General features: G+C 72.1%; 19 protein-coding genes. 15 read left to right on the top strand and 4 right to left on the bottom strand.

Annotation, left to right across the window (positions count from 1 at the left end):
- Nucleotides 1-90: 90 nt before the first annotated feature.
- Entirely contained in the window at nucleotides 91-2,991 is a 2,901-nt protein-coding gene (locus tag C6N31_RS00775; protein WP_138350966.1) for a flippase-like domain-containing protein, read from the bottom strand.
- 80 nt (nucleotides 2,992-3,071) lie between these two features.
- Between C6N31_RS00775 and C6N31_RS00770 the strand changes: the two genes are divergently transcribed.
- The 8 genes from C6N31_RS00770 to nudC all read left to right on the top strand — a co-directional run bounded on the left by C6N31_RS00770 (nucleotide 3,072) and on the right by nudC (nucleotide 15,400).
- Nucleotides 3,072-3,437 carry an MGMT family protein gene (locus C6N31_RS00770; RefSeq protein WP_138350965.1) on the top strand — a complete coding sequence of 122 codons (366 nt, stop codon included), beginning with the start codon at nucleotides 3,072-3,074 and terminating at the stop codon, nucleotides 3,435-3,437.
- Between the two features lie 107 nt (nucleotides 3,438-3,544).
- Nucleotides 3,545-3,706 carry a hypothetical protein gene (locus tag C6N31_RS00765; RefSeq protein ID WP_198357000.1) on the top strand — a complete coding sequence of 54 codons (162 nt, stop codon included), beginning with the start codon at nucleotides 3,545-3,547 and terminating at the stop codon, nucleotides 3,704-3,706.
- Between the two features lie 175 nt (nucleotides 3,707-3,881).
- The gene (locus C6N31_RS00760) at nucleotides 3,882-7,310 is read left to right on the top strand and encodes an ATP-dependent helicase (RefSeq protein ID WP_381586453.1); all 3,429 of its coding nucleotides are present in this window, start codon (nucleotides 3,882-3,884) and stop codon (nucleotides 7,308-7,310) included.
- A 130-nt stretch (nucleotides 7,311-7,440) separates the two neighbouring features.
- Complete coding sequence (locus tag C6N31_RS00755) at nucleotides 7,441-8,232, top strand: hypothetical protein (protein WP_198356999.1); 792 nt, start codon at nucleotides 7,441-7,443, stop codon at nucleotides 8,230-8,232.
- A gap of 81 nt (nucleotides 8,233-8,313) precedes the next feature.
- A complete protein-coding gene (locus C6N31_RS00750) occupies nucleotides 8,314-9,123 on the top strand; it encodes a hypothetical protein (RefSeq protein ID WP_138350962.1) in 810 nt (269 codons plus the stop codon).
- A 201-nt stretch (nucleotides 9,124-9,324) separates the two neighbouring features.
- Complete coding sequence (locus tag C6N31_RS00745) at nucleotides 9,325-12,891, top strand: ATP-dependent helicase (RefSeq protein WP_198356998.1); 3,567 nt, start codon at nucleotides 9,325-9,327, stop codon at nucleotides 12,889-12,891.
- Between the two features lie 63 nt (nucleotides 12,892-12,954).
- Complete coding sequence (locus C6N31_RS00740) at nucleotides 12,955-14,373, top strand: M20/M25/M40 family metallo-hydrolase (RefSeq protein WP_138350960.1); 1,419 nt, start codon at nucleotides 12,955-12,957, stop codon at nucleotides 14,371-14,373.
- 88 nt (nucleotides 14,374-14,461) lie between these two features.
- Nucleotides 14,462-15,400 (top strand): NAD(+) diphosphatase, encoded by a 939-nt coding sequence (gene nudC / locus C6N31_RS00735; protein WP_232484650.1) that lies wholly within the window; start codon nucleotides 14,462-14,464, stop codon nucleotides 15,398-15,400.
- 79 nt (nucleotides 15,401-15,479) lie between these two features.
- Here nudC and C6N31_RS00730 read toward each other — a convergent pair whose 3' ends face one another.
- Nucleotides 15,480-15,722: a mycoredoxin gene (locus C6N31_RS00730; RefSeq protein ID WP_138350959.1), complete on the bottom strand. Its 243-nt coding sequence runs from the start codon at nucleotides 15,720-15,722 to the stop codon at nucleotides 15,480-15,482.
- A gap of 175 nt (nucleotides 15,723-15,897) precedes the next feature.
- On the opposite strand from C6N31_RS00730, the gene C6N31_RS00725 reads away from it, so the two are divergent.
- The 5 genes from C6N31_RS00725 to C6N31_RS00705 all read left to right on the top strand — a co-directional run bounded on the left by C6N31_RS00725 (nucleotide 15,898) and on the right by C6N31_RS00705 (nucleotide 19,699).
- Nucleotides 15,898-18,102 (top strand): ATP-dependent DNA helicase UvrD2, encoded by a 2,205-nt coding sequence (locus tag C6N31_RS00725; RefSeq protein WP_138350958.1) that lies wholly within the window; start codon nucleotides 15,898-15,900, stop codon nucleotides 18,100-18,102.
- A 160-nt stretch (nucleotides 18,103-18,262) separates the two neighbouring features.
- Nucleotides 18,263-18,544 carry a hypothetical protein gene (locus tag C6N31_RS00720; RefSeq protein ID WP_164298489.1) on the top strand — a complete coding sequence of 94 codons (282 nt, stop codon included), beginning with the start codon at nucleotides 18,263-18,265 and terminating at the stop codon, nucleotides 18,542-18,544.
- A 125-nt stretch (nucleotides 18,545-18,669) separates the two neighbouring features.
- On the top strand, nucleotides 18,670-19,029 hold the full coding sequence (locus C6N31_RS00715; protein ID WP_138350957.1) for a WhiB family transcriptional regulator: 360 nt from the start codon (nucleotides 18,670-18,672) through the stop codon (nucleotides 19,027-19,029).
- The gene (locus C6N31_RS00710; protein ID WP_138350956.1) at nucleotides 19,026-19,352 is read left to right on the top strand and encodes a putative WhiB-interacting protein; all 327 of its coding nucleotides are present in this window, start codon (nucleotides 19,026-19,028) and stop codon (nucleotides 19,350-19,352) included. The genes C6N31_RS00715 and C6N31_RS00710 overlap by 4 nt, the downstream gene beginning before the upstream one ends.
- Nucleotides 19,353-19,501: 149 nt before the next feature.
- Nucleotides 19,502-19,699: a hypothetical protein gene (locus C6N31_RS00705; protein WP_138350955.1), complete on the top strand. Its 198-nt coding sequence runs from the start codon at nucleotides 19,502-19,504 to the stop codon at nucleotides 19,697-19,699.
- A gap of 15 nt (nucleotides 19,700-19,714) precedes the next feature.
- On the opposite strand, the gene C6N31_RS00700 is transcribed toward C6N31_RS00705, so the two are convergent.
- Both C6N31_RS00700 and C6N31_RS00695 read right to left on the bottom strand, forming a co-directional pair.
- Nucleotides 19,715-21,064 (bottom strand): ABC1 kinase family protein, encoded by a 1,350-nt coding sequence (locus C6N31_RS00700; protein WP_138350954.1) that lies wholly within the window; start codon nucleotides 21,062-21,064, stop codon nucleotides 19,715-19,717.
- A 20-nt stretch (nucleotides 21,065-21,084) separates the two neighbouring features.
- Nucleotides 21,085-22,251: a TOMM precursor leader peptide-binding protein gene (locus C6N31_RS00695; protein WP_198356997.1), complete on the bottom strand. Its 1,167-nt coding sequence runs from the start codon at nucleotides 22,249-22,251 to the stop codon at nucleotides 21,085-21,087.
- A 223-nt stretch (nucleotides 22,252-22,474) separates the two neighbouring features.
- On the opposite strand from C6N31_RS00695, the gene C6N31_RS00690 reads away from it, so the two are divergent.
- On the top strand, nucleotides 22,475-23,050 hold the full coding sequence (locus C6N31_RS00690; protein WP_138350952.1) for a M48 metallopeptidase family protein: 576 nt from the start codon (nucleotides 22,475-22,477) through the stop codon (nucleotides 23,048-23,050).
- Nucleotides 23,051-23,120: 70 nt separating this feature from the next.
- Nucleotides 23,121-24,698, top strand: a complete 1,578-nt coding sequence (locus tag C6N31_RS00685) for a TerD family protein (RefSeq protein WP_198356996.1) — start codon at nucleotides 23,121-23,123, stop codon at nucleotides 24,696-24,698.
- The last annotated feature ends 2 nt before the right edge of the window (nucleotides 24,699-24,700 follow it).

Raw genomic sequence — 24,700 nt, 5'->3', positions numbered from 1 at the left:
GAACTTGGGCAAATTTTGACGAGAACCTGTCAGTCGATCAAAGCTGCCCCGACCTGGAGGCGACGGGCATCGTCCGCCGGCGGCGGTCGCTCAGAGATCGCCCTTGCGGCTGAGGTAGTTGAAGGAGAGCCAGCCCGGCAGGACGGGGAGCCAGAAGGTCAGGAGCCGGAAGAGCAGCACCGCCGGCGTGGCGATCGTGCCCGGCAGGCCGGCCGCGATCAGACCACCGGTGAGGGCGAACTCGACCGCGCCGACACCGCCGGGGGTCGGCGCCGCGGAGCCGAGGGCGTTGCCCGCGAGGAAGACGACCGCGATCGTCGAGTAGCTGAGGCTGCCGCCGAAGGAGCGTACGCAGGCGTCGAGACAGATCACGAAGGTGACGGTGACCATCAGCGTGCCGCCGATGCCCGTCACCAGCTTCGCCGGGCGCTGCAGCACGTCGAGCATGCGTGGGATGACGCCCGCGAACAGCGCCCGTACCCGGGTGGAGACGAACTTGCGCAGGGTCGGGATCGCCGTCCCGACCAGCACCAGCACACCCGCGGTGAGGAGCCCGGCCATGACCGTGCGGGACGGTGACAGCGACGGCGTCTTCTCGGTGCCGGTGATGTAGCCGAAGGTCAGCAGCAGCAGGATGTGCGAGCCGAGACCGACCAGCTGGGACGCGCCGACACTCGCCACCGCGAGGCCCGGCCGTACGCCCGTCTTCTGCAGATACCGGGTGTTGAGGGCGACGCCGCCGACCGCCGCCGGGGCGACGAGCTTCACGAACGATCCGGCGATCTGCGCCATGACCGTCCTGAACAGCGACAGCCGCTCCGGGACGAAGCCGGCCAGCGCGCAGGCCGCCGCCACATAACTGAGCGCGGAGCCGACCACGGCGACGGCCGCCCAGCCGTAGTTCGCTCGGGAGATCGTGTCGGCGATCGGCACCGAGCTGATCTGCGACAGCAGGAAGTACGCGGCGAAGGCGCCCGCGATGACCGTGACGAGGGTGCGCGGCTTGATCCGCTCCAGACGGACCGGCTCCACCGGGGCCTGCGGCCGGATGAGCAGCACCTGCTGGCGGATCCTGGAGAGCAGATCCTCCTCGCGGGCCTCGTCCTGGGCCACTTCGATGGCGCGTTTCTCGGCCCGTTTCTCGGCCTTGGCCGAGCCGCGCGAGGGGGCGGCCGCGGCCGCCGCGGCCCGCGCCTCCTTGTCGGCCGCGGACGCGGCGAGCACGGCGTCCCGCTCGCGCTGCGCCCGCGCGCGGTTCAGCTGCTTGAGCTCCGCGCGGGTGGAGCGGCTCAGCGCGATCGGCTGGAGCAGCGGCAGGGAGTTCGCGACCGCGTCGGGGCCGAGGACGGCGACGGCCGACTTGACCGCCGGTTCCGGGCCGACGCGCAGCGCGACGGTGGTCAGCAGCTGGGCGATGTCCATCCGCAGCACGATGTCGCCGGCCGCGATCTCGCCGCCGCGCAGATCCGTCAGAAAGACCTTGCCGGAACGATCCACCAGAAGGGATTCGCCGACCAGCCGCCGATGGGCGATCCGCCGCGACTGGAGCGCCTTGACCTGCTGCCAGGCGTTGTACAGCAGCGCGTCGGTGAGCTCCTCGTCCGGCAGCGAGTTCAGCCGGCGGCCGCCGATGTGCTCGTAGACGAGCATGACGGCGTCCGGGCCCAGCTCGGAGGTGGCGATCAGCTTCGGCGCGTTGGCCCCGGCGGCGATGGCCGCGTACGCGAGCAGCGCCTCCTGCTCCAGGGTCTGGCGCAGCGACTGCAGGCTGCGGCGCTGGTTGATGCCGCGCAGCGAGATGCGGCGCCACACCCGGTAGAAGAAGCCGTGCGCCTGCTGCTCGCGGTCCACGACGGTGACGTCGAGCGGCGGTCCGTCCTCCAGGGTGACGAGATAGCCGCGGCCGCGTTCGGAGTCGGGGGTCTCGGGGACCTCGTCGTCCGCGCGGCGGGTGGTCAGCGGCGCGAAGCCGACGCGCCGCAGGCCGGCGAGCAGGTTCTGGCCGGTCGGCCGGACGTTCGGCGAGCCGACCGAGTACAGGGTGCCGTAGGCGACGGTCCAGCCGATGAGCACCGTCACGATGATCGAGAACGGCGTCGTGTAGCCGCCGACCAGCACCGCGAACGCGTCCAGCAGCAGCACGAACCACAGCAGCACCCGCCAGCGCGGGCGCCGGGCCATGCCGACGGCCGTCATATAGGCGATGACCGGTGCCAGATAGCCGTGCACGGGGTCGGTGATCCCGCCGCCACCCGGCGCGATCTGGGTCATCGCGGCCCTGATCGGGTCCGGTGCGGCGTTCGTCACCCACAGGTCGGTGGCCAGCGCCACGCCGTGGGCGAGGACGGCGGCGAGCACGCCGTCGGCGATCCGCAGCCCGTCCCGTTTGATCAGCCGCTCGATCGCGAAGGCGACCGGGACGATCAGTACGGCGATGCTCGCGGTGAGGCCGGCGAAGGTGCTCAGCGCGTCGGGCGAGTTGCGCGCGCCCTTGGCGATGTCCGCCTCGACACCGCTGGTGGTGGCATGGGCGAAACCGGCGATGGCCATGACCACGGCGATGCCGAGCAGACCGAGCAGGAACCGCATGAGGTCGGCGGGGCGGTGCACGCGGGCGGCGAGCAGCGGCTCGTCGCTGGAGACGTCGTCGCTGTGGACGACATCGGTCTCTTCGGCGGACTGGGCGGGCTGGTCGGACCGGGCGGGCTCGTCGGCTGCTACCGGTTCGGTCGCTTCGAGCGGTTCGGCGTTTTCAGCCGCTTTGACTGGTTCGGTCGCTTCGGTCGGTTCCGTTGCTCCGGTCGCTTCGGGTTTGTCCGAGGGGGTTTCGTTCGAGGCGGTCGAGGCCTCAGGACCGGTGCTGCCGTTGGCGCCGCTGTCGGCTCCGGGTGTCACGCTGTCGGGCGACGGCACGTCAACGGGGCGGCCGGCCGAAGTGGCCGCCGCGTCCTGGTCCTGCTGTCCCGCTGTCTCGTTTTGTTCTCGTATCACCAGTCACCCCGCGGACGATGGTGGCATGAGCAGTGCGGGGATGCGCGCTGAACCCCCCGTTGTCGGTGGCCTGAGGCAGGATGGGCCGGATGAGTGAGCGGACGAACGAGGAGACCGCGCCCTCCGAATACGCAGAGCGGGTGCTGGAAACCGCCGAGGCCATCCCGCCCGGCCGGGTGATGACGTACGGGGATGTCGCCGAGTGGCTCGACGAGGGAGGGCCGCGGCAGGTCGGCCGCGTCATGGCGCTGTACGGCGGCGCCGTGCCGTGGTGGCGCGTGGTGCGTTCCGACGGCCACCTGCTGCCCGGCCATGAGCTGCGCGCGCTGGCGCACTACCGGGAGGAGGGCACGCCGCTGCGGGAGGCGGCGCGCTCCGCCGAGGGTCATGTGCCGCGTATCGATATGCGGCGGGCCCGGTGGGACGGCGCGCCCACCGGGGAATGACGACCGGATGCTCACAGTTTCCAGCTTCGGCCATGGCGGGCCGGAATATGCGGTGGGCCGTCCGTACGGAGTACGTGAACGCGTGGGCGAACGAGGTCGTGAATGAGGTGAGGGAGTATGCGGTCGAGCACCTGACCGAGAACCCGACCGGGAACCCGACCGGGAACCCGACCGAGTACGTGACGAAGAAGTACGCGACGAAGCACGTGACCGAGTCCACGCCCGAACACCGGTGGGACCGGCTGCGGCCCGTGCGCCGGGAGGCGTAGCGTCGACAGCTGACCGCACCGGCCCCACGGTCCGGGTCACCGTCCGGACCACCGGGCGGTACGAGAAGCCCCCGCAGGACCTGCAGCACCCGAGCCACCCACAGCACCCACGGAACCGGCGAACCACGTGACCTCCTCCTCCCTCCGACCGGCGCAGCGCGCGCCGCACCGGGGGATCGACACGGGCACCGCCGCCTACCGTCTGCTGCGGACCCCGCCCGCGCGGACCGCGCCTCCTGTTCTGGACGCGTCACAGCGCGCGGTGGTTGAGCACCGGTCGGGACCGTTGCTGGTCCTCGCGGGACCGGGCACCGGCAAGACCACGACGCTCGTCGAGGCGGTCGCCGAACGGGTGCGGCTCGGCACCGCCCCCGAGCGGATCCTCGTCCTGACGTTCAGCCGCAAGGCGGCGGTCGAGCTCCGGGACCGGATGGCCGCCCGTATGGGGGGCACGGCCACCGCACAGGCGACCACGTTCCACTCCTTCTGTTATGCCCTGCTCCGCGCGCACCAGGACCCGGAGCTCTTCGCCGATCCGCTGCGGCTGCTGTCCGGGCCCGAGCAGGACGTCGTCGTCCGTGAGCTGCTGGCGGGACAGAGCGCGCTGGAGAAGGACGGGCGCGGCCGGATCCGCTGGCCCGACGACCTGCGGGCCGCACGCACCACCCGCGGCTTCGCGGACGAGGTGCGCGCCGTGCTCGCCCGCAGCCGTGAGCTGGGCCTGGGCCCGGCGGCACTGCAGGACTTCGCCCGGCGGATCGGCCGCCCGGACTGGTCGGCGGCGGCGTCCTTCCTCGCCGAGTACCTGGACGTGCTCGACCTCCAGGGCGTCCTGGACTACGCCGAGCTGCTGCACCGGGCGGTGCTGCTCGCGGAGCGCCCGGAGGTCTTCGAGGCCCTGGCCGGGCAGTACGACGCCGTCTTCGTCGACGAGTACCAGGACACCGATCCGGCGCAGGTCCGGCTGCTGCGCGCGCTGGCGGGCCAGGGCCGCACCCTCGTCGCCTTCGGTGACCCCGACCAGTCGATCTACGCCTTCCGCGGCGCCGACGTGAACGGCATCCTCGAATTCCCGGACGCCTTCCCGCGCCGCGACGGCCGTCCCGCCCCCGTCCACGTCCTCACCGTCTCGCGGCGCGCCGGCGCCGCCCTGCTGGACGCCACCCGCCTCGTCACCCGCCGGATGTCGCTGCCGCGACTGCCCGCCGCGGCCGTCCGCGCCCACCGCGAACTGACCGCGGTCCGGGACGGCGGCACGGTCGCCGTCCGCACGTACCCCCTGGCGGGCGCCGAGCTCGACGGCATCGCCGACACCCTGCGCCGCGCCCATCTGGAGGACGGCATCCCGTGGCGCGACATGGCCGTCCTGGTCCGGGCAGGGGCCCGCTCCATCCCGGGCCTGCGCCGCGCGCTGACCTCCGCGGGTGTCCCCATCGAGATAGACGGTGACGATCTGCCGCTCCGGCACGAACCCGCCGTCGCCCCGCTCCTGCTGGCGCTGCGCGTCGCCGCCGCGGGCGCGCAGGGGGCACCCGTCGTACCCGCCCAGACCCGGATCGGCGAGCACGAGGAGCCGGCAGAACCCGAAGAGGCGGCAGAACCGGAGGAGAACGAGGCAGAGTCCGCGGGCGGGCCCGATCCAGAGCCCGACCCCGAGCCCGAGCCCGAGCCCGACCCCGAGCCCGAGCCCGACCCCGCGTCCGTGAGCGTCGAGGACGCGATCACGCTGCTGACGTCACCCCTCGGCGGCATGGACGCCGCGGACCTGCGCCGGCTGGGGCGGGCCCTGCGGGAGGAGGAGCGGGCCGCCGGCCGTACCGTGCCGCGGCCCTCCGATCTGCTGATCGCGGAGGCGCTGGGAGAACCGGAGCGGCTGGTGGCGCACGATCCGGCGTACGCGCGCGGCGCGCAGCGGCTCGGCATGCTGCTGCGGAAGGCGCGGGAGCTGTTGGCGGGCGGCGGCACCGCGGAGCAGGCGCTGTGGGAGCTGTGGGACGGATCGCCGTGGCCGCAGCGGCTGGAGCGGTCGGCGACCCGTGGCGGCACGGCCGGGCGGAACGCGGACCGGGACCTGGACGCGGTGTGCGCGCTGTTCGAGACGGCGGCGCGCGCCGAGGAGCGGACCGGCGGCCGTGGGGCGCTGAACTTCCTGGAGGAGCTGGACGCGCAGGACATCGCCGCCGACACGCTGAGCCGCCGGGCCGTCCGTACCGACGCCGTACGCCTGATGACCGCGCACCGGTCCAAGGGGCTGGAGTGGCGGCTGGTGGTGGTCGCCGGAGTGCAGGAGGGCCTCTGGCCGGACCTGCGCCGCCGGGGTTCACTGCTCGAAGCCGACCGGATCGGCCGCGACGGGCTCGCGGAGCCGCTCACCCCCGGCGCCCTGCTGGCCGAGGAGCGGCGGCTGTTCTACGTGGCGGCGACCCGCGCGAAGGAGCGGCTCGTCGTCACCGCGGTCAAGGCGGCGGCGGACGACGGCGACCAGCCGTCCCGCTTCCTGACCGAGCTCGGCGTCGAGCCGCAGGACGTCACGCACCGGGCGCGCCGTCCGCTGGCCGTCTCCGCGCTCGTCGCGGAGCTGCGCGCGACCACCGTCGACCCGGCCGCGTCCCCGGCGCTGCGCGAGGCCGCCGCCCTGCGGCTGGCCCGGCTCGCCTCGCTGAACGACGCCGGGCACGCGCTCGTACCGTCCGCGCACCCCGACCGCTGGTGGGGCCTGTACGAGCCGACGCGCTCGGCCGTTCCGCTGCGCGACCGCGATCAGCCGGTGGCGCTGTCGGGCAGCGCGCTCGACCAGCTCGCCAACACCTGCTCGCTGCAGTGGTTCCTGGGCCGCGAGGTGAAGGCGGAGCCGCCGTCGACCGCCGCGCAGGGCTTCGGCAACGTCGTGCACGTGCTGGCCGACGAGGTCGCCTCCGGGCGGACCCCCGCCGACCTGGACGTACTGATGGCCCGGCTGGACACCGTCTGGGACGCCCTGGCCTTCGACGCGCCGTGGAAGTCCCTCCAGGAGAAGCGGAACGCGCGGGACGCGCTGGAACGCTTCCTGCACTGGCACGTGATGGAGCGCGGCCGGGCGTCCGTCGCCACCGAGCACGGCTTCGACGTCGTCATCGAAGCCGGCGAGGTGCAGGTCCGGATCCGCGGCAGCATGGACCGGGTCGAGGCGGACGCGGACGGCAACGCCTATGTCGTCGACTTCAAGACCGGCAAGTCCAAGCCGACGGCGAAGGAGGTCGAGCGCCACCCGCAGCTCGCCGTCTACCAGCTCGCGGTCCGGGAGGGCGCGGTCGACGAGCTGTTCGGCGGCGACCGTCCGCTGCCGGGTGGCGCCGAACTCGTGCAACTGCGCCTCGGCGCGGCGAAGAAGGACGGCGGCGACACCGTGCCGGCCGTCCAGCGCCAGCAGCCGCTCGCGGAGAAGCGGGCGGAGGCGGCGGAGGCCGGCGGCGAGGGGGAGTGGGTGGTGGAGGACCTGCTGGCCGACGCGGCCGGCCGGGTCCTGGACGAGCGCTTCACCCCTGCCACCGGCCAGCACTGCACGCACTGCGCGTTCCGTGCGGCCTGCAGCGCGCAGCCGGAGGGCCGGCACGTCGTGGAGTAGGCCGCGAAGCACCCCGTGCCGCCGCCGCGTGACCTGTGCCTCGATCGTGCAACCCTTTCGGCCGTTCGTGCGTCCGTTCGACGTAAGGGCAAGTGTGGGTATGCGGGTGGGTTGAAGGAAAGTGGCCGTCGTGGCGTTGAGGCGCAGTGTTGTCGCAGTCGTAGTGGTCTGCGGTATGGCCATGGGGGCGCTGTCCGGCTGCCAGGGCACGGCGGACCGCGGGCGGGCGGTCCACGCGGCGTCCAAGCCGGCGACCGCGACCGGCACCCCGTCGGACGGCTCGCTGGAGGGACTGACGGCGCCGGAGATCTCCCGCCGGATGTCGTTGGCGATGAATCTCGTCACCTCCATGACCATGGAGTTCTCCGGAGTCCTGCAGAGCAAGCAGGTCCAGGTGAAGATCGCGGCGACCACGGACGGCGTTTGCGCGGCCGCGGCGCGGCTGAACAGCGGGACGATGCAGATCATCAGAACCGCCGACCGGACCGCGTACATCAAGGGCGATGCCAGGTACTGGACGTCACTGAGCCCCAAGGGCAAGTCGTTCGGGGCGCTGGCGGCCAACCGGTGGATCAGGTTCCCCTTCACCTCCGCCCCCGGCAAGCGGCTGTCCCAGAGCTGCGAGGTGGCGAACGTCCTGAAGACCCTGCAGCTGGCGCACGAATCGGCCACGAAGGGTGCCCCGGCGACGGTCGACGGAAAGCCGGTGGTCACCATCAAGAAGAAGGACCGGCAGGGGGCCGTCACCTATTACGTGGCGGCGCACGGCCCTTCGTACCTGCTGAAGCTCACGGACCAGACCGGGGGGACCATGACCTTCGGATCCTTCGGCAAGCCGGTCAACGTCGAGGCCCCGCCCGCGAACCAGACGATCGACTTCAGTCTGCTCGGCGGGGACTCCGGCCTGGGCCTCAACGCCTGAGAGGGCCGGGTCAAACCCGTTGCGCCCGCATGTTTATCTTGTGCTTATCAGCATGATGCGTGTGGGTGGAGGAGAAATCCGGTGGCAGTACAGCGGAACGTCGTGGCGGCCTCACTGGTCTGTGCGGCCCTGGTGGGCGGAGTGACCGGCTGCGGGGGCGACAAGTCCGACGACGCGGTGATCGGCTCCAAGCCGAAGCCGTCCGTCTCGGCGAGCACCACCGCGGCGACGGGGCTCGACGCCCTGACCGCGCGGCAGATCTCGGACAAGGCCGAGGCCGCGCTCAAGTCCCTCACCTCGGTGAAGGTGGACTTCGCGATGATGGACACCGGAAAGCCCATGCAGTTCAAGGCTTCCATGTCCAAGGCGGGCGAGTGCGCCGGTGCGATGAGCCAGGGCAAGTCGACGATGCAGTTCATCGGCACGCACCACACCAGCTACATGAAGGCCAACGACACCTTCTGGCGCGAAGCGGGCGGCAAGGAGGACGGCGACGCCACGGTCGAGCTGCTGCACGGCAAGTGGGTGAAGGTGCCCGGCGACGCCGCCAAGGACAAGGACCTGGCGTCCTTCTGCGACCTGGACTCGTTCCTCGACAACATGTCGTCGGACGACAAGGACGGCACCTTCAGCAAGGGCGCCCCGACCACCATCGACGGACAGCCGGTCGTCACGATCATCCAGAAGAAGGCCGGCGACTCGGAGAAGACCACCATCTACGTGGCGGCCCAGGGCGAGCCGTACCCGTTGAAGATCGTCAACGAGGGCGGCAAGGAGCCGGGCCACGCCACCTTCGGCGACTTCAACAAGCCGGTCAAGGCGGTGGCCCCGCCGGCCTCCCAGACGGTGGACATCAGCAAGTTCCAGGACGACGGCGGCAAGAACGTCTGACGGAGGCGGGGCACGGGCGCCGGGGCACGGGCACCTGGGCACGGGCACCTGGGCACCTGGGCACGGGCCACCTGGGCACCTGGGCACGGGCCACCAGGGCACGGTCGCCGCGAGGTGCACACCGCGGGGTGAACGCCCGGCGGCAGGCGTCCGTGCCCAGGTGGCAGCCGGTTGTCGGTGGGGCCGGATAGCCTCACTGGGGTGGCAGCACGCATCACGGACCCCGAGCAGCTCAAGGCGCTCCTCGGCATCCCTTTCACCCCGGAGCAGATGGAGTGCGTCACCGCACCTCTCGCCCCGAACGTGATCGTGGCGGGTGCGGGCTCCGGCAAGACGACGGTGATGGCCGCCCGGGTGGTCTGGCTGGTCGGGACGGGGCAGGTCGCCCCGGAGGAAGTGCTCGGCCTGACGTTCACCAACAAGGCCGCCGGTGAGCTCGCCGAGCGGGTCCGCAGGGCGCTCGTCCAGGCCGGGATCACCGACCCGGATCCGATCGGCCCGCCCGGTTCCGGGGAAGCACCCGGCGAGGGCGCGACCGGCGAGCCGCAGATCTCCACGTATCACGCGTTCGCCGGCCAGCTCCTCAAGGAACACGGGCTGCGCATCGGGCTCGAGCCCACCGCCCGGCTGCTCGCCGACGCCACCCGCTACCAGCTCGCCGCGAAGGTGCTGCGGGCCGCGCCCGGCCCGTACCCGGCGCTGACCAAGAGCCTGCCCTCCCTGGTCAGCGACCTGCTGGCGCTGGAGGGCGAGCTCAATGAACACCTCGTTCCGCCCGACCGGCTGCGCGCCCACGACACCGGCTGGCTCGACACCCTGGGCCCCGTCAAACTCACCAACGCGGACCTGCGCAAGCTGCCGGAGACCGCGCAGGCCCGGCAGGACCTCACCGGGCTCGCCACCGCCTACCGCGAGCAGAAGCAGCGCCGCGACCTGCTGGACTTCGGCGACCAGATCGCCCTGTCGGCGACCGTGGCCCGGACCCGCCCGGAGGTCGGCAGGATCCTGCGCGAGCAGTACAAGGTGGTGCTGCTCGACGAGTACCAGGACACCTCCGTCGCCCAGCGGCTGCTGCTCGCAGGGCTGTTCGGCGGCGAGGGCACCGGCCACCCGGTCACCGCCGTCGGCGACCCCTGCCAGGCGATCTACGGCTGGCGCGGCGCCTCCGTCGCCAACCTCGACGACTTCCCCGCGCACTTCCCGAACGCCGACGGCACCCCCGCCCGCCGCTTCTCGCTCAGCGAGAACCGCCGCAGCGGCGGCCGCCTCCTGGACCTCGCCAACGGCCTCGCCACCGAACTGCGCGCCCGGCACGAAGGCGTCGAGGCGCTGCGCCCGGCGCCCGGCGCCGAGCGCGACGGACTGGTGCGCTGCGCGCTGCTGTCCAGCCAGGCCGGGGAGATCGAGTGGCTGGCGGACTCCCTCGCGCACCTGGTGCGCACCGGCACCGAGCCCGGCGAGATCGCCGTCCTGTGCCGTACGACGGGCCACTTCGCCGACATCCATGCCGCACTCGTCGCCCGTGACATCCCGGTCGAGGTGGTGGGCCTGTCCGGGCTGCTGCATCTGCCCGAGGTCGCCGACCTGGTCGCCGTCTGCGAGGTCCTGCACGACCCGACGGCGAACGCGTCGCTGGTCCGGCTGCTCACCGGTCCCCGCTGGCGGATCGGCGCCCGGGACCTGGCGCTGCTCGGCCGCCGGGCCCGGGTCCTCGTCCGGTTCGGCGCGGGCGGCGCGGAGGACGACCCCGAGCGGCGGCTGGCGGCGGCCGTCGAAGGCGTCGACCCGGCCGAGGTGGTCTCGCTCGCCGACGCCCTGGAGACGTTCCTCGACGCCGACCCGGGCGACGAGCTGCCGTTCTCACCCGAGGCGCGGGTCCGGTTCGCCCGGCTGGCGGCCGAGATACGGGATCTGCGGCGCGCGCTGGCCGACCCGCTGATGGACGTCCTGCACCGGGTGCTCGCGGTCACCGGCCTGGAGGTCGAGCTGTCCGCGTCCCCGCACGCGCTGGCCGCCCGCCGCAAGGAGACGCTGAACGCCTTCCTGGACATCGCCGCCAACTTCGCCTCCCTCGACGGTGAGGCGACCCTCCTGGCGTTCCTCGGCTTCCTGCGCACCGCCGCCCAGTACGAGAAGGGCCTGGACAGCTCGCTCCCCGGCGGCGAGAACACCGTGAAGGTGCTCACCGCGCACAAGTCGAAGGGCTTGGAATGGGACGTCGTGGCCGTCCCGGGGCTGGTGAAGAAGGGCTTTCCGAACGAGCGCGGCCGTGAGCTGTGGACCGCCAACGCCAAGGTGCTCCCGCACACCCTGCGCGGCGACGCGGCGACCCTCCCCGATGTCGACGAATGGTCGAAGGCGGGCCTCGACCAGTTCCGTGACGCGATGAAGGAGCACAACCGGATCGAGGAACTCCGCCTCGGCTATGTCACCTTCACCCGGCCGCGCTCACTGCTGCTCGGCTCCGGCTACTGGTGGGGGCCCACCCAGAAGACCCCGTACGGCCCGTCCGCGTTCCTGGACGCGCTGCGCGTGCACTGCGAGGCGGGCCACGGCGAGATCGAGCACTGGACGGAGCCCCCCGCGGAGGACGCCGTCAATCCGGCGCTGCAGACCTCCGTCGAGCACGCCTGGCCGCTCCCGCTCGACCCCACCGCCCTCGACCGCCGCCGCCAGGCGGCCAGGACGGTCCTCGCGTACCTGGACGCGCCGGAGGAGCACGCGTTCGCGGACGCGGAAGCGGGCACGTTCGCGGACGCGGAAGGGGAGATGGAGGACGAGCCCGCCTGGGCGGACGAGGAGGAGTGGGAGGACGCCGACTGGGACGAGCTCTCGGCGGAGCGTCCCGCGGGCCTCGAGCATCCCGAGAGCCCCGATGCCGATCCCGATCCCGATCCGGTGCCGGTGGCGGAGCCGGTGCCGGAGCGTCCCGTCGACCCCGACCACGCGGTTCCCGACCCCAGGGTTGCTGAGACCGCCGTTGCCGGAGCTCCCGCACGGGCGCACCTGCTCCCCGAGGAGTCCCGTCTCGTCGCCTCCTGGGACCGGGACCTCGACGCCCTCGCCGGGGAGCTGCGGCGCGCCCGGGCGACCGTCCGGGACGTGCCGGTGCCTCCCGTTCTCACCGCCTCGCAGCTGATGCGGCTGGCCGCCGACCCGGACGGGTTCGCGCGCGAGCTCGCCCGCCCCATGCCCCGTGCCCCGCAGCCCGCGGCGCGCCGCGGCACCCGTTTCCACGCCTGGGTCGAGTCCCGCTTCGACGAACGGCCGCTCTTCGCCCCGGAGGACCTGCCCGGAGTCGAGGGCGGTGACGAGATCGACGACGAGCGCGACCTCGCCGCCCTCAAGGAGGCGTTCCTCGGCACCCCGTACGCCGACCGCTCGCCCTACCGCGTCGAGGCGCCCTTCCAACTGGCGCTGGCCGGCCGCATGATCCGCGGCCGGATCGACGCCGTCTACCGCACCGAAGGCACCACGGACACCACAGGCACCACAGGAACCACAGGCGCCACGGACACCGAAGGTGCGGACGGGGACGCCGGCGCGGGCGCCACCTACGAGATCGTCGACTGGAAGACCAACCGCTCCCGGTCCGCCGACCCGCTCCAGCTGGCCCTCTACCGGCTCGCCTGGGCCGAGCAGCACCAACTGCCGCTGCACCGGGTGACCGCCGCGTTCCTCTACGTCCGCACCGGTGAGGTCGTCCGGCCCGCGTCCCTGCCGGACCGTGCCGCCCTGGAGCGGCTGCTGCTCGACGAGCCGGGCTGAGAGCCGGGCTGATGCCGCCACCTCCGGGCGGAGGGGTCCGGCGCGCCGGTTAGGCTCGACGTCATGAGTACCGCCCCGGACAGCGCAGTCCACGCCTACATCGACGCCCACCGTTCCGCGTTCCTCGCCGACCTCGTCGAGTGGCTGCGGATCCCGTCCGTCTCCGCGGACCCCGACCGCGCGGACGATGTGCTGGGCAGTGCGCGATGGCTGGCGGCGAAGCTGGCGGAGACCGGCTTCCCGACCGCCGAGGTCTGGGAGAGCGACGGGCTGCCGGCGGTCTTCGCCGAGTGGCCGTCCGGCGATCCGCAGGCGCCGACGGTGCTGGTCTACGGCCACCATGACGTGCAGCCCGCCGCCCGCGAGGACGGCTGGGACACCGACCCGTTCGAGCCGCACACCGCCGACGGCCGGATCTACGCCCGGGGCGCGGCCGACGACAAGGGCCAGGTCCTCTTCCACACGCTGGGCCTGCGCGCCCACCTCGCCGCGACCGGCAGGACCGCGCCGGCCGTGAACCTCAAGCTGCTGATCGAGGGCGAGGAGGAGTCCGGTTCGCCGAACTTCCTCACCCTGATCCGGAAGCACGCCGACCGGCTGGCCTGCGACGCGGTGATCGTCTCCGACACCGGGATGTGGTCGGAGGACACCCCGACCGTCTGCACCGGCATGCGCGGTCTGGCCGACTGCCAGGTCGATCTGTACGGGCCCGACCAGGACATCCACTCGGGTTCGTTCGGCGGCGCGGTGCCCAACCCCGCCACCGAGGCCGCCCGGCTGGTCGCCGCGCTGCACGACGACGACCGGCGGGTGGCGATCCCGGGGTTCTACGACGGTGCCGTCGAGCTGACCGCCCGTGAGCGGGAGCTCTTCGCGGCGCTGCCGTTCGAGGAGTCGCGCTGGCTGAGCACCGCCAAGTCCCACGGGGCGCTCGGCGAGGCGGACCACACCACCCTGGAGCGCATCTGGGCCCGGCCGACCGCCGAGGTCAACGGCATCTACGGCGGCTACCAGGGCCCCGGCGGCAAGACCATCGTCCCGGCCTCCGCCCACCTCAAGCTGTCCTTCCGGCTGGTCGCGGGACAGGACGCGGGCGCGGTGCAGCAGCTCGTCACCGACTGGGTCGCCGCCCGGCTCCCGGACGGCATCCGCCACGAGGTCACCTTCTGGGGCACCACCCGCCCCTGCCTGACCCCGCTGGACCACCCGGCACTGCAGTCGGTCGTCCGGTCGATGGGCCGGGCCTTCCAGCAGGAGATCCTCTTCACCCGTGAGGGCGGTTCAGGACCGGCCGCGGATCTGCAGGACGTGCTGGGTGTGCCGGTGCTGTTCCTGGGCATCTCCGTACCGTCCGACGGCTGGCACTCGGTGAACGAGAAGGTCGAGCTCGACCTGCTGTTCAAGGGTGTGGAGACCGCCGCCTACCTGTGGGGCGACCTCGCCGAGAACTGGCGTCCGGCCTCCGCCGACGTCACCGGGTGACACCGCCGGCGCCACCGGCGCGCCCCACCGACACCAGTCACTGACAACGACAGCCGCGCTACCGCGTACCGCAGGTACGCACGGGGAGTTGGAAGCAGCCTTGTCCGAGATCGACCTGTCAACCCAGCCGCTGACCCTCGCCCAGACGGGCGTGGACCGCGCCGCCCACCACCGGCTCGACGAGGCCTGGCTGGCCGCCGCCTGGAGCCATCCGACGACCCGGGTCTTCGTGGTCTCCGGCGGCCAGGTCCTGGTCGAGGAGAAGGACGGCACCACCGAACTCGTCATGGTCCCGGCCTTCGACGCGCCCGAGACCGAGACCCACCGCTACTTCCTCGGCATCGGCGAGGACGGCGTGCGGTACTTCGCGCTGCAGAAGGACGCGCTGCCGGGACGGATGGACGACGTGGCACGGGCGGCCGGGCTGCGCGAGGTGGCCGGGCTGCTCTCCCCGCTGGAGGCCGGCCTGATGGCGCACGCCGTCGCGCTGGAGAACTGGCAGCGGATGCACCGCTTCTGCTCCCGCTGCGGCGAGCGCACCGTCATCGCCGCCGCCGGCCACATCCGGCGCTGCCAGGCGTGCGGTGCCGAGCACTACCCGCGCACCGACCCCGCCGTGATCATGCTGGTGACGGACGACCAGGACCGTGCACTGCTGGGCCGCCAGGCGCACTGGCCGGAAGGGCGCTTCTCGACGCTCGCGGGCTTCGTGGAGCCGGGCGAGTCACTGGAGCAGGCCGTGGTCCGCGAGACGGCGGAGGAGGCGGGGGTGGCGGTCGGCGACGTGACATATGTCGCGAGCCAGCCGTGGCCGTTCCCGTCGAGTCTGATGCTCGGCTTCATGGCCCGCGCCACTTCACCGGACATCCAGGTCGACGGCGAGGAGATCCACGAGGCCCGCTGGTTCTCCCGCGAGGACCTGCGCAAGGGCATCGAGTCCGGGGAGATCCTGCCGCCGGGCGGCATCTCGATCGCCGCCCGCCTGATGGAGCTCTGGTACGGCAGCCCGTTCCCGGCCGCCGGCTAGCAGCACCCCGGACAGCACTCCGCCGGGGCGCGGTCGCGCCCCGGCGGATGCGGGTGGGATCAGGCGTCGAGCTGGGGAATCAGACGCCGAGCTTCTGCTTGACCTGCGCCAGCGACGGGTTCGGGAGCGCCGAGCCGTCCGGGAAGAGGACGGTGGGGACCAGCTGGTTGCCGCCGTTGACCTTCTCGACGAACGCCGCGGACTCCGGGTCGTTCTCGATGTTGATCTCCGTGTAGCCGATGCCCTCGCGGTCCATCTGGCCCTTGAGCCGACGGCAGTAGCCGCACCAGGTGGTGCTGTACATCGTCACAGTGCCCGACATGGGTGTCCGCTCCTCACAAGCAGGTGGAATCGTCGATCGGGAGAACGCTGACCCTGCTCCGGGCATTCCTGGACTCCCCGATCTCACCCCTGCACCACCGCTCGCGGTCCGACAATCGCACCTCGGCTGTGGATAACTTTCCCGACCGCCTCCGCGGACCTGGCAGCATGGCGGGGTGACCGCACCAACGCACACCTCGCTCTTCCCCGCAGTACCGGATTCCCCCGACGCCGTGCTCGACGGGCTCGACCCCGAACAGCGCGAGGTCGCCACCGCCCTGCACGGGCCGGTCTGCGTGCTGGCCGGCGCCGGCACGGGCAAGACCCGGGCGATCACCCACCGGATCGCCTACGGGGTGCGGGCGGGGATACTGCAGCCCGGCAGTGTGCTCGCGGTCACCTTCACCGCCCGCGCGGCGGGGGAGATGCGTGGCCGGCTGCGCCAGCTCGGCGCGGGCGGCGTCCAGGCGCGTACGTTCCACTCCGCCGCGCTGCGCCAGCTCCAGTACTTCTGGCCGCGCGCCATCGGCGGTGAGATGCCGCGGCTCGTCGAGCGCAAGGTCCAGCTCGTCGCCGAGGCCGGCGCCCGCTGCCGGATCCGGCTGGACCGCAGCGAGCTGCGGGACGTGACGGGCGAGATCGAATGGTGCAAGGTCACCCAGACCGTTCCCGAGGACTACCCGGCGGCCGCCGCGAAGTCCGGCCGTGAGGTCCCCCGGGACCCGGCCGAGATCGCCAAGATCTACACGGCGTACGAGCAGCTCAAGCGGGACCGCGGCGTCATCGACTTCGAGGACGTGCTGCTGCTCACCGTGGGCGTCCTGCAGGAGCGCCCGGACGTCGCGGACACCATCCGCTCCCAGTACCAGCACTTCGTCGTCGACGAGTACCAGGACGTCAGCCCGCTCCAGCAGCGGCTGCTGGACCTGTGGCTCGGCGGCCGGGACACCATCTGCGTGGTCGGGGACGCCTCCCAGACCATCTACTCCTTCACCGGCGCCACCCCTGACTACCTGCTCGGCTTCCGCTCCCGGCACCCGGAAGCCACCGTCGTGAAGCTCGTCCGCGACTACCGCTCCACCCCTCAGGTGGTGCAGCTGGCCAACGGGCTGCTCTCCCAGGCCAGGGGCCAGGCGGCCCAGCACCGGCTGGAACTGGTCTCGCAGCGCGAGCCGGGCCCCGAGCCCGGCTACACCGAGTACGTGGACGAGCCCACCGAGGCCGAGGGCACCGCCCGCCGGATCAAGGAGCTCATCGCCGGCGGGGTGCGCCCCAGCGAGATCGCCATCCTGTACCGCATCAACGCCCAGTCCGAGGTCTACGAGCAGGCGCTCGCCGACGCCGGGGTGCCGTACCAGCTGCGCGGGGCGGAGCGGTTCTTCGACCGCCCCGAGGTCCGCGAGGCCGGGCTGCTGCTGCGCGGCGCCGCCCGGGCCGGGGCAGGTTCCGATCCGGGGATGGCCGGTACGGAAGTGCCCGAGCACGTCAGGGCCGTCCTCAGCTCCCGCGGCTGGACGGCCGAGGCCCCCGCCGGATCGGGCGCGGTCCGGGACCGCTGGGAATCGCTGGCCGCGTTGGTCCGGCTCGCCGACGACTTCGCGCTGGCCCGCCCCGAGGCCACCTTGTCGGATCTTGTCGCGGAGCTGGACGAGCGGGCGAGCGCCCAGCACGCCCCGACGGTCGAGGGCGTCACCCTCGCCTCGCTGCACGCCGCCAAGGGCCTGGAGTGGGACGCGGTGTTCCTCGTCGGGCTGACCGAGGGCATGATGCCGATCACGTACGCCAAGACCGACGAGCAGGTCGAGGAGGAGCGCCGGCTGCTGTACGTCGGCGTCACCCGGGCCCGGCTCCATCTGTTCCTGTCCTGGGCGCTCTCCCGCTCGCCCGGCGGACGCGCCACCCGCAAGCCCTCACGCTTCCTGGACGGCCTGCGGCCCGGTTCCGCGACTCGCGGCACCGGAAACCGCTTCGCGGCCGGTACGGGCGGCATCGAGCGCGGAGTGGCCGCCGCCAAGCGCAAGCGTGGCCCGGTGCGCTGCCGGGTCTGCGGCCGCACCCTGTCGGAGGCCGGCGAGATCAAGCTGATGCGCTGCGAGGACTGCCCGTCCGATCTGGACGAGGGGCTGTACGAGCGGCTGCGCGACTGGCGCATGGAGCAGGCCAGGGAGCTGGGCCAGCCCGCGTACTGTGTCTTCACCGACAAGACGCTGCTGGCCATCGCCGAGGTCCGGCCCGCAGGACCGGCCGAGCTCTCCGCGATCGCCGGAGTCGGCAGCCGAAAGCTGGACAAGTACGGCGCCGAGGTCCTGGCGCTGTGCACCGGCGGGGATGCCGGCCCCGTAGCCGGTGACGAAGCTGTTGCAGAAGAACCAGAAAAATAGTTTGCGCCCGGCGAGGAAGTCCCCATAGCCTTCCGGAGCACGGTCACTGCGGCTCTTCCAAGAGCCGGGGAGATCGTGATGTACTGACCAAGCACCACAGGCCCTACGAGACGCCGAGAGGAGGCGAAGACCCGTGACCATCAACTTCGAGAACGTGAAAATGACCGATCGTCCGGTCGTCGTCGCCACCTGCCCGCTCGGCTCCCCGCTGCCTGGCACCGGTATGTCCGGTGCCCCGGCTCTGCGCCTGGCTTCCATCGCGGAACTCTCGATCCGCGAGCGCAGCGAGCGAGCGACCAAGGCACCGGCAGTACTGGAGACGAAGGCCCCGGCCTATGTCTTTACGCCCGGCGGTGCCGGTCACAGCACAAATGGACAGAAGCAGCAGCACCTCTCGATGTGGGCCTTCCGCGGGCTCGAACCCTGGAGCGATCCAGTCTGATCGACGATCAGACCGGCACCTTCCAGGGCCGCGGAATCCCAGACCGGGATCCGCGGCCCTTTTGTTTTCTCCAGCCGAACCACCGGCCCACCGGCCGGACCAGACAGACGAGGAACACCAAGACCGTGCATGCCACCCCGCACGCCCCGTCCGTATCGCCCACAGACCAGCTCCCCCCGCCCGCGGTCCACTCGGAGGTCCCGTTGCTGCCCCTGACCGAGCTCGATGACGAAATCGAGCGCCTCGGTGTACCCGTCCCCTGCCGGACCTACGACCCGGAGGTCTTCTTCGCGGAGTCCCCGGCCGACGTCGAGTACGCCAAGTCGCTGTGCCAGACCTGTCCCGTCCGCGAGGCCTGCCTCGCCGGTGCGAAGGACCGCCGTGAGCCTTGGGGCGTCTGGGGTGGAGAGCTCTTCATCCAGGGCGTCGTCGTAGCCCGCAAGCGGCCCCGTGGCCGTCCGCGCAAGAACGCAGTAGCGGTGTGAACACCAGCGCCGTAGGAACAGTCGACCGACCCCTGACGCACGACCCGAAGAAGCAGGTCCCCATGAACCCCTCCACAGAAGTGGCGCACGCCACCGAAGCCTCCCGACACACTTCCGGCGCGTACAGCGCCCGCCAGAACAGGAACCTCGAAATGCAACTCATGCCAGAAGCCTTGGCACGTGCCCATATGCAACAACGCCTCTACGAGGCCGAGCACGAACGTCAGGCCCTTCGAGTGGTGTCGGCCCGCCGACTCCAGCGCCGGGCCGAACGAGTCTCGCTGCGCGCCCGCCGTGCGCTGGCGATGGCCGTCATGCAGTAACAGCGGCCACCACGCTCCAACGGCCGCACACCAGCGGCTGAGCAACACCACTCCGTGCCACAGCGAACACCGCGGGGCCGGTCCGAAAGGACCGGCCCCGCGGTGCGTTACGGCGTATTAACGGGCACTGGGAGAGGTATCGTCGCCAAGTGGACCAGAAGACTCAGCACAACCGGGTCGGGACTGCCCAGACAACGACGTGCGCGCGCTGCGGTGCCGTCGAGGAGGGTCTGCCGATCACCTGGACCTGCTCCGTGGAGAACAGCCGGCGCGTCTATTTCTGTGACCGGTGCGGCCGGGAGAACCTCCGCAGTATCGAAGGTCGTCTCGACTCCTCCTGGTGGTAGCTGCCCGCCGCGTGGTTACGCCGACTCCGCCGCCCCATCGGCGTCGAAGCCCGGCAGCCACTCCAGCAGTTCATCGCGCAGCCGCACCGTCGCGCCCAGCTGGCACAGGACGCCGATGGTGCTCAAGGTCACGCGGTGGATCAGCAGATACGACGGCGGCAGGTTCAGCTGCTTGCCCAACTGATGGGCGGGCGAGCGCGGATCGGCGATCCGTGCCGCCTGGGCGCGCATCCAGCTGCGGACGAAGGTGAACTCCTCGGACCCGGCCGGCTCGATGATCGGCCGCAGATAGTCCAGCACCGCGTCCGGGCGCAGCTTGATCGACGGCCGGACGAAGCCCTCCTGACGGAGCATCGCGTGCACCGATTCGGCATCGCCCTCCAGCGCCAGCCGCAGCGCGGTGCCGATCGGCAGCGGCAGCCCGTCGGGCAGCCGGTCCACCGTCCCGAAGTCCAGCACGCCCAGCCGCCAGCCCTCGGCGGGGCCGTCGTCCACCAGCAGCCGGAAGTTTCCCGGGTGCGGGTCGGCGTGCAGCAGCCCGGTACGCGCCGGGCCCGCGAACAGGAAGCGCGCCAGCAGCTGGCCGGCCCGGTCCCGCTGCTCCTGGGTGCCCTTGGCGATCACCTCGGCCATGGGCACGCCGTCCATCCACTCGGTGACCAGGACCTGATCGGCCTGGTGCACCACATCGGGCACCGAGACATCGGGGTCGCCGGCGAACTCCGCGGCGTGGGCGTGCTGTGCCTGGGCCTCCAACTCGTAGTCCAGCTCCTCCGAGACCCGGTCGCGCAGCTCGGCGATGAGCGGCTTGATGTCCATCCCGGGGATCAGCGGGCCGAACAGCCGGGCCACCCGGCCCAGTTGGGACAGGTCCGAGAGAAGGGCCGCCCCGGCGCCCGGGTACTGCACCTTCACCGCCACCGTCCGGCCGTCGTGCCACACCGCGCGGTGCACCTGGCCGATCGAGGCGGCCGCGGCCGGAGTCTCGTCGAATTCGGTGAACAGCTCCCGCCAGTCCGCGCCCAGCCGCTCGGTGAGCACCTTGCGCACGGTGCTTGCGGGCATCGGCGGCGCGGAGTCCTGCAGTTTGGTGAGCGCGGCCCGGTACGGACCCGCCACGTCCTCGGGCAGCGCGGCCTCGAACACCGACAGCGCCTGGCCGAACTTCATGGCCCCGCCCTTGAGCTCTCCGAGCACCTTGAACAACTGCTCGGCCGTGCGTTCCTGCAGTTCGCTCGCGACGACCTCGGCAGGACGACCGCCCAGCCGCTTGCCCAGCCCGAGTGTGGCGCGGCCCGCGAACCCCAAGGGGAGCGCGGCCAGTTTCGCGGTGCGAGTCACCGCCTTACGAGGAAGATCAGACATGCGCTCCTCATTCCCGTCGGTCACCCGGCCATTGTGCCTCTCCGCACTCGCGGCGCGGCGGGCAGCACCACCCTCGGGTCATTTCCCGCACCACAACCGCATCTGATGTCACCGGGAACCGGTCGTACTTCCATGGACAGCCGGGCCAGCGCGATCTCCACCCGGGCCCCGGAACTCGGCGGACTTCCGCCGTCGAGGAAGGCCAGCGCATGGGCGGCGGCGAGCCCCGCGACCGTCGTCGCCAGGGCGATGTCGCAGGCCGGAACCGCGGGCGCCCGGCCCGATCGGAGCTGGGCGAGCATCCGCGGCCACGCGGGATCCGCGTCCGCCAGCCGCAGCGCCAGACAGCCCGCACAGCCGGTACGCCCCGGAACGACGAGCGGGCCGACCACTCCCATGCCTTCGACGACGCCCGTATAGAGGTGCGGGATGCCCGCCGCGAGCAGCCGTTCCGCCTCCCGGGGCTCCGGAGCGTAGGCCGCCAGCCCGTCGCGCGGGGCCACCACGACCAGCGAGAGCCGGGAATCCTCCGGCTCCTGTCCGGGCCCGCGCCCGGCCCGGGGTCCCCGGCGGCCGAGCGCCGCCGCGCGCGGATCGGGCGCGGCCCGGCGCACCGCCCCGCGGGCGGCCGCGTCCCGCCGGTCACCGATGTGCTCGGCCGGGATGCCGCCCGGGCTCACGTCCCACGGCTCGACCCGTCCGCCGTCCAGCACCTCCACCCGGCCGACGCCGGCCGCCGACAGCAGCGCGGCGACGGCCGCCCCGACCCGGCCCGCGCCGCGGACCCGCACCCGCGCCGCCCGCCGGTCCCGCATCCGGCCGGCCGCGCCGCCGGGACCCGCGTGCACGACGGACAGCGCGGCAAGGTCGGGCCGCAGCCGGTCGATCGCCGCCGTCCGGTGCCGGACCGCCTCGGACAGCCGGGCATGCGCCGCCGCATCGTCCAGCACACCGCCCTCGGCGAGCAGCCCCAGCAACTGCCGGACCTGCTGCGCTCCCAGCCCCAGCGCCTCGGCGTCCCGGGTCAGCAGGGCCGCCCCGCGGGTGCCGTCCAGCAGATCCAGGAATCCCGCCGCCGCGCCGTCGACCGAGTCCAGGACGACCGCGTGCGCCGGATCAATTCCGAACTGCACGCTCTCGCGGTTGCGCCAACTGCGCCGCATGGCGGTTTTGAGCATGGGACGCATGGCCACCCCCGGTGGATCACCGCGAATCCATTCAAGATCCGCACCAGTTTCCGCATCGCTGTAATGCGGCAGTCACAGAATGCACGCGGACGCCGACGGTGACGAAAAGTTATCCACAGGTTGTGAGGGATAGTCGTTCAATATGCGCACGAAGCGAGGTGATTCCCTCGCCGACCGGCCTGGGGACGGGACTTCGCGGACCCCCACCCGGTAACGTCGGAGCGTGTCCGCCGACCCCGCGCATGACCTCTCCAGCCAGCAGTCCCTCACCTCCCGGACGAGTGAGGTCGAAGTGCGCCGCAGCGCCCGAAGGCGCCGGACGGTCTCGGCCTACCGCGAGGGGGACCGCACCGTCGTCCTCATTCCGGCCCGGATGTCGGTCGCCGAGGAGCAACGCTGGGTGACGGTGATGCTCGAGAAACTCGCGGCGCAGGAGAGCAAGCGGATGCTCGGCGACGACGAGCTCTTCACCCGCGCCGCCCAGCTCTCCGAGCAGTATCTGGACGCCCGAGCGGAACCGGACACCGTCCGCTGGGTCACCAACCAGAACTCCCGCTGGGGGTCCTGCACCCCCTCCGAGGGCAGCATCCGTCTCTCCCACCGGCTGCAGGGCATGCCCGAGTACGTCATCGACTACGTTCTGCTGCACGAACTCGCGCATCTGCTGGTACCGGGCCACGGCCCGAGCTTCTGGAAGCTGCTGGAGTCGTATCCGCGGACCGAACGGGCCCGCGGATATCTCGAGGGGGTCGTGGCGGCCGGCCGGCTGCCGGAGCTGCCCACCGCCCGCGAGGAATAGCCGCTGTCGGGGCCAGGGGCTAGCCTGTCGCAACGCACATGCATTTACGGGATGGGGGACGGTCGTTCGTATGGCCAGGGAATTCCAGCGTGGCCACAAGGCCAAGATCAGTGATCTCACGGCGGGGACGGATCTGTACATCGGTGTGCAGATCGCCGGACCCGGCCTGTCGTTCGACATCAGCTGCTTCGGGCTCGACGAGAAGGAGCAGCTGTCCGACGACAGTTACTTCATCTTCTTCAACCAGCCCAAGTCGCCCGAGGAATCCATCCAGCAGCTCGGCGCGCAGGCGGGGGACAGCGAGTCCTTCCGTGTGACGCTCGACCGGATTCCCCCCAAGATCCGCAAGCTCTCCTTCACCGCGACCATCGACGGCAACGGCCAGATGTCGCAGGTCGGACCCGGGTACATCCGTATCGTCGCCGGCGGTGAGGAAGTCGCGCGCTACACCTTCACCGGCGCCGAGTTCAGCACCGAGCGCGCGGTGATGCTCGCCGATGTGTACCTCAAGGACGTCTGGCGCTTCGCCGCCGTCGGCCAGGGCTTCGACGGCGGACTGGACGCGCTGCTGCGCAACTTCGGCGGCGAGGTCGCCGAAGAGGCGCCGGCCGCCGCGCCTCCGCAGCAGGCCGGGGCCCCGGGCTTCGCACCGCCGCCCGGCGGTGCCGCGCCCGCCCCCTCGTTCGGCGCTCCCGCCGCCGGGCAGGGGTTCACGCCGCCCCCGGGCAACCCGTCCATCCACCAGCAGCAGACCATGATCGCGCCGCTGGTCACTCCGCCGCAGGCGCCCGGCCAGCCGCAGTTCGGCCAGGTCCCGCCGCCGCAGCCGCCCCCCGGACAGGTGCCCGGCCAGCAGTTCGGCCAGCCGCCCGGCCCGCCGCAGTACGGGCAGCCGCAGTTCGGCCAGCCGCCGGGCCAGCCGCAGTTCGGCCAGGTACCGGGCCAGCCGGCACCGTACGGCCAGCCGCAGGCGGGCCAGCCGGCCGGCGGGATCTCCGGCGCCATGCAGAAGTTCCGTGAGACGCCCACCGGCCAGCGGTGGACGCAGCAGAACAACAAGATGATGCGGGCCGACCTCTCGCAGGCCGGCGGCCAGCCGGTGCTCGCCCGCCAGGGCAGCATGGTTCTGTACCAGGGCAAGGTCGAATACAGCTACAAGGGTGCCGGGTTCGCCGGCCGGATCGTCGGCGGCGCCACCGGCCAGGAGATGCAGCTGATGCGCTGCACCGGCCAGGGCCAGGTCTTCTTCGCGGAGAACGGCGCCCACCTGCACCCGATCGAACTCCAGGGCGATGCCATCTGCGTCTCCTCGGAGAACGTGCTCGCCTTCGACGAGAGCCTGCAGTACGAGGTGCGCAGGATCGAGGGCCACGGCATCCCCGGCGGCGCGCTGTTCACGATGCAGTTCCAGGGCACCGGAACGATCATCGTCAAGACCCATGGCACCCCCGTGGTGCTGCCCGTCACCCCGACCACGTACGCGGACTGCAATGCGATCGTCGCCTGGTCGGCGGCCTCCCAGGTGATCATCTCCAGCCAGGTCCGGCTGCGGAGGAACGCCTACCCCGGCCACAGCGGAGAGACCGTGAACCTCCAGTTCCGCGGCGCTCCCGGCAACTTCATCGTCGTCCAGCCCTACGAGGTGTGACC

This window comes from Streptomyces fildesensis, assembly GCF_016107395.1.
GTDB classification, from domain to species: Bacteria; Actinomycetota; Actinomycetes; order Streptomycetales; family Streptomycetaceae; genus Actinacidiphila; species Actinacidiphila fildesensis.
The sequence above is the reverse complement of the archived record's forward strand: the minus strand, read 5'-3'. Positions and strand labels throughout refer to the sequence as shown.

Bases quoted from the DNA above. Each gene is read 5' to 3' on its own strand.
- C6N31_RS00770 (WP_138350965.1), top strand. From the start codon at position 3,072: ATGGGCCGGATGAGTGAGCGGACGAACGAGGAGACCGCGCCCTCCGAA.
- C6N31_RS00740 (WP_138350960.1), top strand. From the start codon at position 12,955: ATGAGTACCGCCCCGGACAGCGCAGTCCACGCCTACATCGACGCCCAC.
- C6N31_RS00730 (WP_138350959.1), bottom strand. From the start codon at position 15,722: ATGTCGGGCACTGTGACGATGTACAGCACCACCTGGTGCGGCTACTGC.
- C6N31_RS00720 (WP_164298489.1), top strand. From the start codon at position 18,263: ATGACCGATCGTCCGGTCGTCGTCGCCACCTGCCCGCTCGGCTCCCCG.
- C6N31_RS00700 (WP_138350954.1), bottom strand. From the start codon at position 21,064: ATGTCTGATCTTCCTCGTAAGGCGGTGACTCGCACCGCGAAACTGGCC.
- C6N31_RS00695 (WP_198356997.1), bottom strand. From the start codon at position 22,251: ATGCGTCCCATGCTCAAAACCGCCATGCGGCGCAGTTGGCGCAACCGC.
- C6N31_RS00685 (WP_198356996.1), top strand. From the start codon at position 23,121: ATGGCCAGGGAATTCCAGCGTGGCCACAAGGCCAAGATCAGTGATCTC.